The following is a 14141-nucleotide window of genomic DNA, read 5'->3' as shown; positions in this document are numbered from 1 at the left end:
CTGCTCACATTGTTGTTAGCAGCAGATTACAGCGCCGGATTGTTATAGCAATGCCATGTGAAGATCGCTGCCGCACCGCGATGGGGCCGCCAGCTTTCCGCAAGTTCGCGCGTTTCCTTCTCGCTTGGCCGTTCTTCAAGGCCCAGCAGTTTGCCCAGGCCCACCTGCACCGCCAGATCGCCTGCGGGCCAGATGTCGGGCCTTCCTTCGGCAAAGAGCAGATAAATCTCGGCCGACCAGCGCCCGATGCCCTTGATCTTGACCAGTTCGGCAATCGCCTCCTCGTCATCTTCAGGCAGCGCCTCAAGATCGAGTTCGCCCGAAACGACCAGTTCGCACAACGAACGCGCATAGCCCTGCTTCTGGCGCGAAAGGCCGCAGGCGCGTAGCGAATCGAAATCGGCGGCGAGCAGATCGTGCGGGGGCATCTCCTCGCCCAGCAGTGCTTCCAGCTTGTTCCACACAGATGCCGCTGCTGCAACGCTTACTTGCTGACCCACGATGGTGCGCAGCAGTGTGCCATAGCCGGTGGCGCGAATGCGCGGTTCGGGATAGCCGACGCGCTTGATCGCTCCGGCAAGGGAAGGATTGCGGGCGGCGATGAAGTCCAGCCCTTCGCGTATCGCTTCAGCCGTCAAGCCCACCCTAATTCTCCGCAAAACAGTTTTGGCCGGTTCAGCAGTTGCCAAAGCCGGAATGGCGCGATAGCAGCCCCGCCTAAAGGCGAACAGGGGGCGTGATCAGGGCGCGTTTGACCCTGCGCCGCATTTGGAGAACAAGCGATGCCGAAGATCGTGGTTGTCAATCGTGCTGGTGAAGAAACAACAGTAGAAGCCGATGCCGGGCTTTCCGTGATGGAAGCCATTCGCGACAACGGTTTTGACGAACTGCTGGCGCTGTGCGGCGGCTGCTGCTCGTGCGCCACGTGCCACGTCTATGTCGATCCGGCCTTTGCCGACAAGGTTGCGCCGATGAGCGAAGACGAGAACGACCTGCTCGACAGTTCGGATCACCGCAACGAAACCTCGCGCCTTTCGTGCCAGGTGCAGATCACGGGTGACCTTGACGGTCTGCGCGTGACGATTGCGCCGGAAGACTGATCTTTCGCGCTTTGCGTGTTGAAAAGGCCCGCCTCTGGATGGAGTGCGGGCCTTTTTCATAAGTAGCGCAGTGCCCACCCCGCTGCGACTAGGCTCGCCTGCGGCTCGCCAAGTCTCGCGGCCCTCCCGCCTGCGGGAGGGCACAGGCAGTGCTTGCTTCTCCCCTCCCGCAAGCGGGAGGGGTCGGGGGTGGGCATTCCAGCCTTAGAGCCGCAGCCCCGCCGTCTCATCCAACCCGGCCATCAGGTTCAGCGTCTGCACCGCAGCGCCGCTCGCGCCCTTGCCGAGATTGTCCAGCACCGCGACCAGCCGCGCTTGCTCGCCGTCCTCGCTGCCCATCACATGCAGCTTCAGCCCGTCCCACGGTTCCATCGAACCGCGCAGCAACATTTCGCCCTCGACCGGAGCATCCTGCGCCACGGTGACGATCTTCGATTCGCCATAGAACTGCGTCAGCGCCGCGCGCAGCAGTTCGGCAGGCACGTTGCCCGGCATCACGCCCAGCGGCAGCAGCACTTCGACCACCATGCCGCGATGCGCAGGCACGACGGCGGGGCTGAACAGCGGCGCGATGGCAAGGCCTGCATAGCGCTGCATTTCGGGCACATGCTTGTGCCCGAAGCTCAGGCCATAGCCGCGCCACGCGATGTCGCGATCATCCTCGAACCGCTTGATCAGCGCCTTGCCGCCGCCCGAATAGCCGGACACGCCGGTGCAGGTGTAAGGCCAGGCGGCGGGCAGCAACCCGTTGTGAACCAGTGGTGCCAGCAGGGCGAGGAAGCCGGTGGGATAGCAGCCGGGGTTCGAAACCCGCTTGGCCTGCGCCACAATCTCGCGCCCGACGAGTTCGGGGAAGCCATATGTCCAGCCATCGGCCACGCGGTGCGCGGTCGAAGCGTCGATCACCTTGGTGCGATCATTGCGGATCATTGCCACGGCATCGCGCGCGGCGTCATCGGGCAGACACAGGATCACCACGTCGGCGTCGTTGATGGCTTCGGCCCGAGCTGCATCGTCCTTGCGCCGCGTATCGTCGAGCGCAATCAGGGTGAATTCGCTGCGGCCTGCCAGCCGGTCGGCAATTTCGAGTCCCGTGGTGCCTGCCGCGCCATCGATGAAGATCGAGATGGTCATGCCGAAGGCTCCAGCTGCGCAAATTCCACATAGCCCACCAGCATATCCGCCCCGGCTTGCCCCCAGGCCCAGCCGCCCGCAATGTCGAGCACGTCGAACACTTCGCCAGCCGCCAGCGCACGCAATTCCGCGCCATCGGGCTTGCCCGCGCCGCGTAAGGTGCCTGCCGCCTTGACCATGTGCGGCATCGGCACCGCATAGTGCGGCACGAAGTATCGCCCGGCCAAGCCGATATGCGCAAGATCGCCGCGCACCGGCAGGTGCGGCTTGTCCGAACGATCAGCCGGGCGCATCAGCGTTAGCTGGCCAACCGGCACGTCAACGGGAAGAGGCATGGCTTCAACGGTCAATTCTGGGTGCCCCCGCAGCAGGAAAACGGGGCGATTAGCGGCCTCGGCGCGTTCAGGCAAGCTATGGTGCATTGCGCCGTTCCTCAGCCATAGCGTGCCTTGAGCAGCCCCCACGCCGCGCGCAGGCCCAGTGCGTCACCGCCCTTGGGCCGCCCGGGCTTGGCCACAGGCCGCCACGCGAACGTATCAAAGTGTGCCCAATCAAGGCCTTCGCCCACGAACTTATCGAGGAATAGAGCCGCCACGCTCGCCCCGGCAAAGCCGTTTGCGGGCGAGTTCTGCAGGTCGGCGACATCGGATTTGAGGTATTCGCGGTAACCTTCGTGCAGCGGCAACCGCCAGCAGGCATCGTCGCGCTCCAACCCTGCATGCATCAGCTCTGCTGCCGTTTCATCCCGCCGCGCAAACATTGCGGGAAGATCGGGGCCGAGCGCAACGCGGGCTGCACCGGTCAGGGTGGCAAAATCGATCACCAGTTCAGGCTTCAACTCGCTCGCACGCGTCAGAGCATCGCCCAGCACGAGCCGCCCTTCGGCATCGGTATTGGTGATCTCGACAGACAGCCCCTCGCGCGAACGCAGGATGTCGCCGGGGCGGAAAGCATTGCCCGAAATCGCGTTTTCCACCGCTGGAACAAGCAGATGCAGCCGGATCTTCAGGCCCAGCGCCATGATCAGGCCCGCCAGAGCAATGGCATGGGCCGCGCCGCCCATATCCTTCTTCATCAGCGCCATGCCGGACGATGGCTTGATGTCCAGCCCACCCGAATCGAAGCACACGCCCTTACCCACAATCGCCACGCGGGGGTGCTTGGGATCGCCCCACTCCATCTCGATCATGCGCGGCGCATGGCTGCGCGCCGCCGCACGGCCCACGGCATGAACCATCGGATAGTCGCGCTCCAGGGCGTCCCCCGAGATGACATGAACCTCGGCATGGTGGCCTTTGGCCAGCGCGCGCACTTCGGCTTCAAGCTGAAGCGGTCCCATGTCCTCGGCCGGCGTGTTCACCAGATCGCGCACCATCAGCACCGCCGTGGCCTCTGCCAGCGCAGGCTCGATCAGCGCCACGTCCTTGGTCAGCAGGATGCGCGGTTCGGCGTCCTTGGCATCCTTGCGGTAGCGGTCAAAGCGGTATTGGCCCGTCACCCAGCCGTGCATCGCCTTGCCCGGCCCGGTTTCGGCACTTGGCCCCGCGCGGCGATAGGTGCCGCCGGGCAGCACATCGGCCAGCTTGGCCATGCACCATGAAGACAGGTCGTTCACATTGGCAACGCCTGCCACGGCAAACCAGCCATCGCCTTCTGGCACGATGGCGTGTTCATAGCCCCCGCCTTCAAACTTCTGTGCTGCCAGCGCGGAACGCTGTGCGCCGTTGAGGCTTTTGAGGAAGTCGGGCAGCGTCGCCTTGTCTACCAAGTGGAGGGCAATGGCCTGCTGGCCGCGATCTGGCTGGATCAGCGCGTTTCTATCGGTCATGTTGATGAAGTTCATGCCGCACCGCGCGGCCACTTGCGAGAGGAAATTGCCCCATGCGTCTAGTCCTTATGGGAGCGGTGGTGGTGTTGGCAGGGTGTTCGGTGAAAGAGGAGGCTCCCGCACCAGAGGCGAGCGGGTCAGCAATCGCTCCGCCCGCCGCGCCGGAGATGCCTGCACAAACGCCAATAGCTGCGCGAGAGGTGCATGAGGACAACGACCTGTATCAGTTCGATTATTCCTATCCTGCCAGTGCCGGAGCAATCCCGGCGCTCAAAGCCCTGCTGGACTCCGATCTGGAAAAGACGCGGACTGACCTGAAAGTGGATGCCACCGAGGGGCAGAAGCTGGCAAAGGAAAGCGGCTTTCCGTTCAATCCCTATAGCTACAATGTGGAATGGCAGGTGGTGACGGACCTGTCGGCGTGGCTGAGCATGTCAACGCTGATCGGCACCTACAGCGGCGGTGCGCACCCCAACTATGCATTCAACACGCTGCTGTGGGACCGCATTGCAGGCAAACGACGCGCACCTTCTGACCTTTTCGTGTCAAAGGCCGCGCTATCCGAAGCGATCCGCGCGCCCTTCTGCAAAGAGCTTGATCTTCAGCGTGCAAAGAAGCGCGAAGGGCAGGACGGGGGCGAAATCGCCGAGTTCAGCAAATGCATCGATCCGGTTGAAGAGGCAGTGATTCTCGGCTCTTCCAACGGCAAGGCGTTTGACCGGATCGGCGTGCTGGTCGCGCCCTATTCGGCAGGACCGTATGTCGAAGGCGATTACGAAGTCACCGTGCCTGTCACGCCAAAGGTGCTGGCCGCCGTGAAGCCGGAGTTCAAATCGTCATTCGTTGCGCGATGAGAAACGTCACTGCGAACACCTCGCATTTCACGGCAACATTCGCTACATGCGCCCTATGACCGAATACATGATCGTTGAAGACCACGATGTCCTGATGCGCGACGGGACGATCAAGCTCCACGGCCCGGCGGGGTTCGAAGGCATGCGCAAGGCAGGCCGCCTTGCAGCCGAGATTCTTGACGCGCTCGCGCCGCTCGTCGTCCCCGGCGCACGCACGGACCACCTTGATGACGTGGTGCGACAGATGACGCTGGATGCGGGCGCGATCCCGGCAACGCTTGGCTATCGCGGCTATGCGCATTCGTGCTGCATCTCGATCAACCATGTGGTGTGCCACGGCATCCCTTCGGAAAAGGTGCTGAAGGATGGAGACATCGTCAACATCGACGTGACCCCGCTGCTGGACGGCTGGCATGGCGACAGCAGCCGGATGTACCTCGTTGGGGATGTTCCGCTGAAGGCGAAGCGGCTGGTCGAGGTGACTTATGAATGCATGATGCTGGGCATCGAGCAGGCAAAGCCCGGCGCAAGGCTGGGCGATGTTGGCGCAGCGATCCAGGCCCATGCAGAAAAGCAGCGCTATGGCGTGGTCCGTGAATTCTGTGGCCACGGCCTTGGCCGCCTGTTCCACGATTCGCCCGAAGTGATCCACGCTGCGCGCGCCGGGACCGGACCGGAGCTTAAGCCGGGCATGTTCTTCACCATCGAACCAATGATCAACCTCGGCAAGCCCGGGGTGAAAATCCTTGAAGACGGATGGACAGCGGTCACGCGCGATCGTTCGATGTCGGCACAGTTCGAACATTCAATCGGCATTACGGCGGACGGGTGCGAGATCTTTACGGCCAGCCCCAAGGGACTGCACAAGCCGCCGTACTGATCTGGCCTGCCCAAAAAAAGGGCACTGCCTGCGCAAATTTTGTGCACTATTAGAACAAGGGTGCGCAATCTTGCGCATGGATCGCACGCACTTTCGATTCAATTCTTTCCCCGGCCCCGAATTTACGGCTTTCGCGATGCAGCGCGATGGCCTAGTGAATTGTGACAGCAGGTGGCACGATTCTTGTAACGTCGTGTCCACGTCTATGAACAATCTGCCGGTTCGCCATATCCGTGCGTCCCGGCCCGCGTAGCAGGGGTCTGAACGACGTGAAAAAGGTCGAAGCGATCATCAAGCCCTTCAAGCTTGATGAAGTTAAGGAAGCGCTGCATGAAATCGGCGTGTCCGGCATCACCGTCACCGAGGCCAAGGGCTTTGGCAGGCAGAAGGGCCACACCGAACTTTATCGCGGTGCCGAATACGTCGTCGACTTCCTGCCGAAAGTGAAGCTTGAGGTCGTCGTGACCGACGCCTTGGCTGATCGCGTGGTCGAAGCGATTGCGGCGGCCGCACAGACTGGCCGCATCGGCGATGGCAAGATCTTCGTGATCCCGGTTGAAAGCGCGCTGCGCATCCGCACCGGAGAGCGTGACGACGACGCGATCTGATAATCGCGACTGGTTTTGGCCCTGCCCGGCAGTTGTCGGATAGGGCGTCAAAGCGGGGGTGGGCCTGTGGACGGGCAAGCCTCCAGAAAACAACCACCCCAGATACCCCCCGGACCTCTCCAACGGGGGCATGAAGAAGGACCAGCAATGGCAAGTGCAAAGGACATTCTCGCCCGGATCAAGGACGAGGAAATCGAATGGGTCGATCTGCGCTTTACCGATCCCAAGGGCAAGTGGCAGCACCTGACGATGGTTGCCGGTCTCATCGGCGAAGACGAGTTGGAAGACGGCCTGATGTTCGACGGTTCGTCGATCGAAGGCTGGAAGGCCATCAACGAATCGGACATGATCCTCAAGCCCGATCTTACCTCGGTCTTCATCGATCCGTTCTCCGCCTCGCCAATGATGATCATTGTTTGCGACATCGTCGAACCTTCGACCGGTGAACTTTACTCACGCGATCCGCGCTCGACCGCCAAGCGTGCCGAAGCATTCGTCAAGTCGACCGGCGTGGGCGACACCGTTTACGTTGGCCCGGAAGCCGAATTCTTCCTGTTCGACGACGTCAAGTTCTATGACGGCTATGACGGCAACGGCTTCCGCATCGATGACGTGGAACTGCCAACCAACAGCAACAAGGACTACGAAGGTGGCAACATGGGCCACCGTCCTGGCGTGAAGGGCGGCTACTTCCCGGTTGCTCCGATCGACAGCTGCGTGGACATCCGTGGCGAGATGGTTTCGACCATGATCGAAATGGGCCTGCCTTGCGACAAGCACCACCACGAAGTGGCCTCGGCCCAGCACGAACTCGGCCTCACCTTCGGTACGCTGGTTCAGACCGCTGACCGTATGCAGGTGTACAAGTACGTCGTGCAGCAGGTTGCGCATGCCTATGGCAAGTCGGCCACGTTCATGCCGAAGCCGATCAAGGGCGACAACGGCTCGGGCATGCACACCCACATCTCGATCTGGGAAGCTGGCAAGCCGCTGTTCGCCGGTAACGGCTATGCCGGTCTGTCGGACATGTGCCTGTACTTCATCGGTGGTGTGATCAAGCATGCCAAGGCGCTGAACGCATTCACCAACCCGACCACCAACAGCTACAAGCGTCTGGTGCCGGGCTATGAAGCGCCTGTGCTGCTGGCCTATTCGGCCCGCAACCGTTCGGCTTCGTGCCGCATTCCTTATGGTGCCGGTTCGAAGGCAAAGCGCGTGGAATTCCGTTTCCCCGACGCGATGGCCAACCCCTACCTGTGCTATGCCGCGCTGTTGATGGCCGGTCTCGACGGGATCAAGAACAAGATCCACCCGGGCGAAGCCATGGACAAGAACCTCTACGATCTGCCGCCGGCAGAACTCGCCGAAGTTCCGACCGTGTGCGGCAGCTTGCGCGAAGCGCTCGACAGCCTTCAAGCTGACCACGAATTCCTGCTTCAGGGCGGCGTGTTCACCAAGGACCAGATCGAAGCGTACATCGAACTGAAGTGGCCAGAAGTGATGCGCTGGGAAACCACGCCTTCGGCCGTCGAATTCGACATGTACTACTCGCTCTGATCCACGCGATCAGCGACAGTGCAAAGGGGCGTCCGGGAAACCGGGCGCCCTTTTCGATTCCCGGATCACAAACAATCGCCGTATATGACGGACAACACATGAAACCGTGATTTTTTCCACAATTTGCGACGAACCGAGATGAACGGTGATTGCCGCAGGATGAACGGAGCCGTGCAGGACTCCCGGAATCCGCCAAAATCTTTAGTCATGCTGCACATGCTAAAGAACATGGTCGCAGCCTTCATCGCACTGGTATCCTTCGCAGCCCTGCCCACCGCAGCGCATGCCCGCCTGCAGTGCGTGACTTATGCCCGCCAGATTTCGGACGTCCAGATCAGCGGCAATGCGCGGGACTGGTGGAGCAATGCAGAAGGCCGCTACGACCGTGGCGAGGAACCCAAGGCTGGTGCAGTGCTGGCGTTCAGCGGCACCCGCGCAATGCCTTATGGGCACGTCGCTGTGGTCCGCAAGATCGTTGATGATCGGCACATCCTGATCGACCATGCAAACTGGTCAGGCCCCGGCATGGTCGAACGCGGCGTTATGGCCGTAGATGTCTCTGCCGCCGGTGACTGGAGCGAAGTGCGCGTGTGGTATGCGCCGACCCGCTCGGTCGGCCTGCGTGCCAGCCCTGCCAAGGGCTTCATCTATCCGCACACAGTTACCGCCAAGGCTGAGGACAAGAAAGCCCAAAGCTGATTGTCCTGCGGCGCTGATTATCATTTTGCCGCTTTACGCGGTCGCGGCGCGGGTCACTTCATGCAGCGGCGGGAACACAAGCGCCCGCGCCTCTTCGGCTGGCATCGCTTGCCAGAACAGATGGCCCTGAATCATCTGGCAACCTGCTGCCTGCACCAGCGCCCGCTGCATCGGCGTTTCCACTCCTTCGGCCACCACTTTCATGCGCAGCGTGTGTCCCAGCGAAACAATAGCGCGCAGGATCGCGTGGGCATCAAGGTCAGCTTCGATGTTCTGCACGAAGGAACGGTCAATCTTGATCCGATCAAACTGGAATGACCGCAGATAGCTGAGCGAGGAATAGCCAATTCCGAAATCGTCGAGTGCGATGCGGAAACCTCGATATTTCAAGCCCTTCAGCACTTCGACCACATGCTCACTACGATCGAGCATTACGCCCTCGGTCACTTCCAGCACATAGCGGCGCGGATCGGCACCTGTTTCGCGAAGCAGATCGTCGATCGTCTGGAGGAAGTTGCTGGCCATAATCTGCAACGGCGAAAGGTTGACCGAGATGTCGCAATTCGGCCAATCCTGACATTCGGTGAACACGCGGCGCAGCACCCATGCTCCCAGCGGCATCATCAGACCGGCCTGTTCTGCAACCGGCACGAACAACCCTGGCCGGATTGATCCCCGTTCGGGATGCGGCCAGCGCAACAGCGCTTCAAAACCTTCAATCGCGCCATCGGCTGCGTTGACGATGGGCTGGTAGGCCAGCGTCAGCTCATCGCGTGCGATGGCACGGCGCAGTTCCATTTCCATCTCGCGTCGCAGCTTTACCGACGCATCCATATCGCGCGTGAACCGGCGATAGCGCGCACGCCCGCGCTGCTTTGCACGATAAAGCGCAATATCCGCCCGGCGGAGCAACTCTCCGGGGTCTTCGCTCTGCTCCGGCCCCCAGCTGATCCCGCACGAAACGCTCACTTCAAGGCTATGGCCGGAAATTACGAAGGGTTCGCGGGCGATGGCCATGATCTGGTTGCCCAGCATGTCGGCAGAAGTGCGCCCCCCCGTACCGCGGCGCAGCAGCACAAATTCATCACCACCAAAGCGCGAGAGGAAATCGCCGGGGGGCAATGACCGCCTCAGCCGCAAAGCCACCTGCCGCACCAGTTCGTCGCCGACGTGGTGGCCGAGCGTATCGTTCACAACCTTGAACCGGTCGATGTCGACATAGGCCACGAACACATCGCCCAACTCGCGCCGGACAACACAGTTTGCCAGTTCCTGACGCAGACGCTGCATGAAGTGGGCGCGGTTGGGCAGGCCAGACATGGCATCGTGCAGGGCATTGTGCTGCGCCTGCGCCTCACTTGCCATCAGTTCACTGGTGGTCCGCCGCATCCGGCGCACGATGATTGCCCCGCCTGCGACCACACCAACAAAGAACAGAATATAGATCGCCAGCAGCGGCGCGGTCTGCCTCAGGATAGCAGGGCCAGGGGGCTTTGATCGCCATGAAAGCCAGCCAACGGCACCGCCGCGCATATCTGCCAATGCAAGTTCGTTGCGCCCCGAGATACGGTCGGGAACCAGCGCAAAGCGCACGTCATCCAGCAGCAGCGAAGATTGCAGGTCTGCGATGATGTGCTGATCAAAGTTGCGCACCAGCACGAGGTAATCGGGCGCGCCTTTGAGCAGAGAGGGCGTCATGTCTGGCAGCACCGGTGCGACTGCGATGATTGTCGGCCGCCCGTCGAAGCTGATGACCTGCGAGGCACCGCGCGAAACCGGTAGGCCCGCAGCGTCGTAAGGCCACAACGCTTCGCCATGACGCCGCCATTCGCTGACAGTTCCAGGCGGCGTGCTCTGGCGCATGGACGTGGCAATGAGATCGCGCACTGTTCGCTCGATTTTGTCATAGCGACAATCTTGCGTGACTTTTGGCCCTTGCCAGCACCGCACCAGACCGCCGCCAAAGCGCACGTGATAAATCCGGTTTATGCGATGGCTGCCCCAAAAATAGCCTGCGATGAAATTGCGTGACCATTTTTCAGCATCGGGCGCATTGAGCCGGGTTACGGCATCGTCCCAAACAAGTTGCAGCTTGGCGGCATCGACGATCTGCCGCTCGCTCCGCTCGACGAACCGCTCGACGAGCTTTTGCTCCTCAACCCGGGCAAACTGGTCAGCAATGTCTGTAGAATTGCGGAAAGCTGCCACCAAAGCCGCCGTCAGCGCCAGCAGTGCGAGGAATGTCGACACGACAATCCAACCGGCATTTGCTGCACCGGCACCGTGCCGTCGACCGGCGTTTGCGAAGGGCTTGGTCCCCATGCTTTGACGGTTAGCAACTGGTTGCAAAGAAAAGGTTATCAAAGAATACGCACCGCAAACTTCGGCATGGAAAGAGTTGGTTCGTTCTTCGGCGCGGAACCCTCCGTCCGCTCGAGGATTGCAACGGTAATTGGGCACAGAAACTCCCGGAGAAATGACAATGCTTTTGACAATCGCGCTCGTGCTGTTCGTGCTGTGGGCACTCGGCGTCTTCGCTTTCAAAATCACCGCTGGCGTGATCCATCTGGTGCTGGTCGTGGCGCTCGTCGTCGGCCTCGTTCAGCTGTTCCGTGGTCGCAGGGCCTGACCCTGAACCGTTTCATGCCGATTGACAGAATCTGCCAAGGCAGACGGGTTGCAGAATGCAACGTGGCTGCCTAGCTTCCCGAAGTGAACTGGCCGTGCATATTTTCGACGGCTTTATTCAGATCCGGGAGAAACATGATGCGCGAACGGCTGCAAAACTACATCGACGGCAAATGGGTCGATAGCGACGGTGGCAAGCGTCACGAAGTGATCAACCCCGCGACTGAAGAACCGGTTTGCGCGATTACGATTGGCACGTCGGCCGATGTCGACAAGGCCGTAGCCGCCGCCCAGCGCGCTTTCAAAACCTTCAGCAAGACAACGCGTGAAGAGCGTCTGGCGCTGATGGATCGCATCGTGGCGGAATACAAAAAGCGCGCGGGCGACCTTGCCGTTGCTATGGCCGAGGAAATGGGCGCACCGGTCAGCTTTGCCGGAACCGCGCAAGTGGGCGCCGGGATCGGCGGCTTTCTTGGGACGATGGCTGCGCTCAAGAACTTCAATTTCATGGAAGACAACGGCGCATACAAGGTCGCTTACGAACCCATCGGTGTCGTCGGCATGATCACGCCGTGGAACTGGCCGCTCAACCAGATCGCACTCAAGGTCGCGCCCGCGTTGGCAGCGGGCAACACCATGATCCTCAAGCCGTCGGAAGAGTGCCCCACCTGCGCGGCAATCTTTGCCGAAATCCTTGATGCGGCAGGGGTTCCGCCGGGCGTGTTCAACCTGGTGCAGGGCGATGGCCCCGGCGTCGGCACCGCGATCAGTTCGCACCCCGGCATCGACATGGTCAGCTTTACCGGGTCGACCCGCGCTGGCATTCTCGTGGCCAAGGCCGCCGCAGACACGGTCAAGCGCGTACATCAGGAACTAGGCGGCAAGTCCCCCAACCTCGTCCTGCCCGACGCCGATTTTGCGGCACACCTGCCCTCCACCGCGTCTGGTCCGCTGATCAACACCGGTCAATCGTGCATTTCGCCTACGCGCATTCTTGTTCCGCGTGAGCGCGAGGCCGAAGCTGCCGCGTTCGTTTCAGCGATGTATTCGGCCACCCCGGTCGGTGATCCGCTGCAGGAAGGCCAGCACCTTGGCCCAGTGGTGAACAAGGCGCAGTTCGACAAGATTCGCGGGCTGATCCAGTCGGCCATCGATGAAGGCGCAACGCTTGAAACCGGTGGTCCGGACCTGCCCGCCAACGTCAACCGTGGCTACTACATCAAGCCCACCGTGTTCTCTGGCGTGACGCCTGAAATGCGCATCGCACAGGAAGAAATCTTTGGCCCGGTCGCCACGATCATGGCTTATGACAGCCTTGATCAGGCCATCGAGATCGCCAATGACACCGCCTATGGCCTTTCAGCCTGCATCACCGGAGATCCTGCCAAGGCCGCCGAAGTGGCTGCGGCCTTGCGCGCTGGCATGGTTGCGATCAACAACTGGGGGCCAACTCCGGGCGCGCCGTTCGGCGGCTACAAGCAGTCGGGCAATGGCCGCGAAGGCGGGCTGTATGGTCTGAAGGACTTCATGGAAATGAAGGCAATCAGCGGCCTACCTGCCTGATCCCTCTCGCCTGAGCCTGCTGACCGGCAACAACGAAAGGGCCGCTCCCATGTTGAAGCGGCCCTTTTCATTGCGCGCCCGTGCGCTGGCCAGCGCACGAGGGTAGACCTCACCAAAAAGCTGCTCGAACGTCTGGTGCCACTCAAACCGTCCAGCCACGTGGGCACGCGCAGCCTGGGCCATCGCTTCGCGCTCACCCTGCCAGACCCGCATCACCGCCGCCGCCATCGCCGCTGCGTCGTCCACATCGACCAGCAACCCGGTGCCAGGCACGATCCTCTCAGGCATCGCCCCCGAAGATACCCCAACTACGGGCAACCCGCTGGCCTGCGCTTCGACAATTGAAATGCCGAACGTTTCGTCCGCCATCGCCGAGACATAGACATCCGCCGATGCCAGCGCGCGCGCCAGCGCCTCGCGGTCGGCCATAAAGCCCGGAAACGCCACCTGCATCCCGCGCGCTTCGTCGCACAGCGCCTCGCGCAGTTTGCCATCGCCAATCATGACAAGTGCAGCGTCCAGTTCACCGGGCAAATGGCGAAACATGGCGAGCAAGCGGTCCGCGCGCTTTTCATTGTCGATCCGCCCCGCATAGACCAACAGTGGTCCCTGCGCTGTCAGCCCCAGTTCCCTGCGCCACGCCGGGTCGCGCTTTTCCGGGTTGAACAGGGCTGTGTCGACCCCCAGTGACAGCACATCGACATGATCCACACGATAGCCACGCAGCACTTCGGCCATCATCGCGCTCAGTGTGTAAACACGATCAAATTCGCGGTAGGTAACCTGCGCATAACCCGTCGCCAGTCGGCGCAGCCCGCGCCCGACAAATTCGCCGAACAATTCTGACCCAACGCGGTAGATGTGCGCGTTCGGAAAATCAGTGTGATAGCCCGCCACCAGCGCGGTATGCGGAAAAGCGCGGCGATAGTTGATGGCGGTCCACGGCAGCACCCACGGGCACTGCGATTCGATCAGATCAGGCCGGAACCGCTCCAGCACTTCGCGCACCACCTTCGTGCGCATGATGAAGCGATAGTTGGGGCTGCCCCGGACCTGATCGGCCCCAACTTCCACCCAGATGTGTCGTCCATCCTCGACAATACGGTCCTCCCGCCCCGGCACGATCTGAAGCAACCGGTGCGGCGTGTGATCAATCACGTATCGCCGCTTTTCGCGCAGATACGTGCCGATACCGCCACCGCCGTGTGGGGCGTAGCTCTGGGTGAGATCACAGATCAGCAAGGGTTCAGCGGGTGTCGTCATACCCGCCGAGAGGCCACGCCAGCGTGT

The 14141-nt window shown here is 61.5% G+C and carries 14 protein-coding genes; 8 read left to right on the top strand and 6 right to left on the bottom strand.

Annotated elements, in window-relative coordinates:
* Window positions 1–26: 26 nt before the first annotated feature.
* Window positions 27–644, bottom strand: coding sequence for a DNA-3-methyladenine glycosylase (locus tag Q8R81_RS09915; protein WP_305617357.1), 618 nt, complete (start codon window positions 642–644; stop codon window positions 27–29).
* 138 nt (window positions 645–782) lie between these two features.
* On the opposite strand from Q8R81_RS09915, the gene Q8R81_RS09910 reads away from it, so the two are divergent.
* A complete protein-coding gene (locus tag Q8R81_RS09910) occupies window positions 783–1100 on the top strand; it encodes a 2Fe-2S iron-sulfur cluster-binding protein (RefSeq protein WP_305617356.1) in 318 nt (105 codons plus the stop codon).
* Window positions 1101–1304: 204 nt separating this feature from the next.
* Here Q8R81_RS09910 and argC read toward each other — a convergent pair whose 3' ends face one another.
* The 3 genes from argC to Q8R81_RS09895 all read right to left on the bottom strand — a co-directional run bounded on the left by argC (window position 1305) and on the right by Q8R81_RS09895 (window position 4062).
* Entirely contained in the window at window positions 1305–2234 is a 930-nt protein-coding gene (gene argC / locus Q8R81_RS09905; protein WP_305617354.1) for an N-acetyl-gamma-glutamyl-phosphate reductase, read from the bottom strand.
* Window positions 2231–2569: an SH3 domain-containing protein gene (locus tag Q8R81_RS09900; protein ID WP_305617352.1), complete on the bottom strand. Its 339-nt coding sequence runs from the start codon at window positions 2567–2569 to the stop codon at window positions 2231–2233. Before Q8R81_RS09900 ends, argC begins: the two co-directional genes overlap by 4 nt.
* A gap of 98 nt (window positions 2570–2667) precedes the next feature.
* Window positions 2668–4062, bottom strand: a complete 1395-nt coding sequence (locus Q8R81_RS09895) for a M17 family metallopeptidase (protein WP_305617426.1) — start codon at window positions 4060–4062, stop codon at window positions 2668–2670.
* A gap of 53 nt (window positions 4063–4115) precedes the next feature.
* Here Q8R81_RS09895 and Q8R81_RS09890 point away from each other — a divergent pair, with 53 nt between their 5' ends.
* The 5 genes from Q8R81_RS09890 (at window position 4116) to Q8R81_RS09870 (ending at window position 8660) form a co-directional block, all read left to right on the top strand.
* Window positions 4116–4916 carry a DUF4163 domain-containing protein gene (locus tag Q8R81_RS09890; RefSeq protein WP_305617350.1) on the top strand — a complete coding sequence of 267 codons (801 nt, stop codon included), beginning with the start codon at window positions 4116–4118 and terminating at the stop codon, window positions 4914–4916.
* 55 nt (window positions 4917–4971) lie between these two features.
* Entirely contained in the window at window positions 4972–5796 is an 825-nt protein-coding gene (map, locus tag Q8R81_RS09885) for a type I methionyl aminopeptidase (RefSeq protein WP_305617348.1), read from the top strand.
* 269 nt (window positions 5797–6065) lie between these two features.
* On the top strand, window positions 6066–6404 hold the full coding sequence (locus Q8R81_RS09880; RefSeq protein WP_305617346.1) for a P-II family nitrogen regulator: 339 nt from the start codon (window positions 6066–6068) through the stop codon (window positions 6402–6404).
* Window positions 6405–6551: 147 nt separating this feature from the next.
* A complete protein-coding gene (glnA, locus tag Q8R81_RS09875; RefSeq protein WP_305617343.1) occupies window positions 6552–7961 on the top strand; it encodes a type I glutamate--ammonia ligase in 1410 nt (469 codons plus the stop codon).
* Window positions 7962–8168: 207 nt separating this feature from the next.
* Window positions 8169–8660: a CHAP domain-containing protein gene (locus Q8R81_RS09870; RefSeq protein ID WP_305617341.1), complete on the top strand. Its 492-nt coding sequence runs from the start codon at window positions 8169–8171 to the stop codon at window positions 8658–8660.
* Between the two features lie 33 nt (window positions 8661–8693).
* On the opposite strand, the gene Q8R81_RS09865 is transcribed toward Q8R81_RS09870, so the two are convergent.
* Window positions 8694–10982: a bifunctional diguanylate cyclase/phosphodiesterase gene (locus tag Q8R81_RS09865; RefSeq protein WP_305617338.1), complete on the bottom strand. Its 2289-nt coding sequence runs from the start codon at window positions 10980–10982 to the stop codon at window positions 8694–8696.
* Between the two features lie 154 nt (window positions 10983–11136).
* Here Q8R81_RS09865 and Q8R81_RS09860 point away from each other — a divergent pair, with 154 nt between their 5' ends.
* On the top strand, window positions 11137–11289 hold the full coding sequence (locus Q8R81_RS09860; RefSeq protein WP_371135351.1) for a lmo0937 family membrane protein: 153 nt from the start codon (window positions 11137–11139) through the stop codon (window positions 11287–11289).
* A gap of 137 nt (window positions 11290–11426) precedes the next feature.
* Window positions 11427–12851, top strand: a complete 1425-nt coding sequence (locus tag Q8R81_RS09855; RefSeq protein ID WP_305617336.1) for an aldehyde dehydrogenase family protein — start codon at window positions 11427–11429, stop codon at window positions 12849–12851.
* Here Q8R81_RS09855 and Q8R81_RS09850 read toward each other — a convergent pair.
* A complete protein-coding gene (locus Q8R81_RS09850; protein WP_305617334.1) occupies window positions 12840–14114 on the bottom strand; it encodes a glycosyltransferase in 1275 nt (424 codons plus the stop codon). The genes Q8R81_RS09855 and Q8R81_RS09850 overlap by 12 nt on opposite strands.
* Window positions 14115–14141 lie beyond the last annotated feature (27 nt).

Origin of the sequence: Novosphingobium sp. (assembly GCF_030696665.1) — a bacterium.
Classification (GTDB): Bacteria; Pseudomonadota; Alphaproteobacteria; order Sphingomonadales; family Sphingomonadaceae; genus Novosphingobium.
Note: the sequence above shows the minus strand (reverse complement) of the source record. Positions and strands in the feature narration are given on the sequence as shown.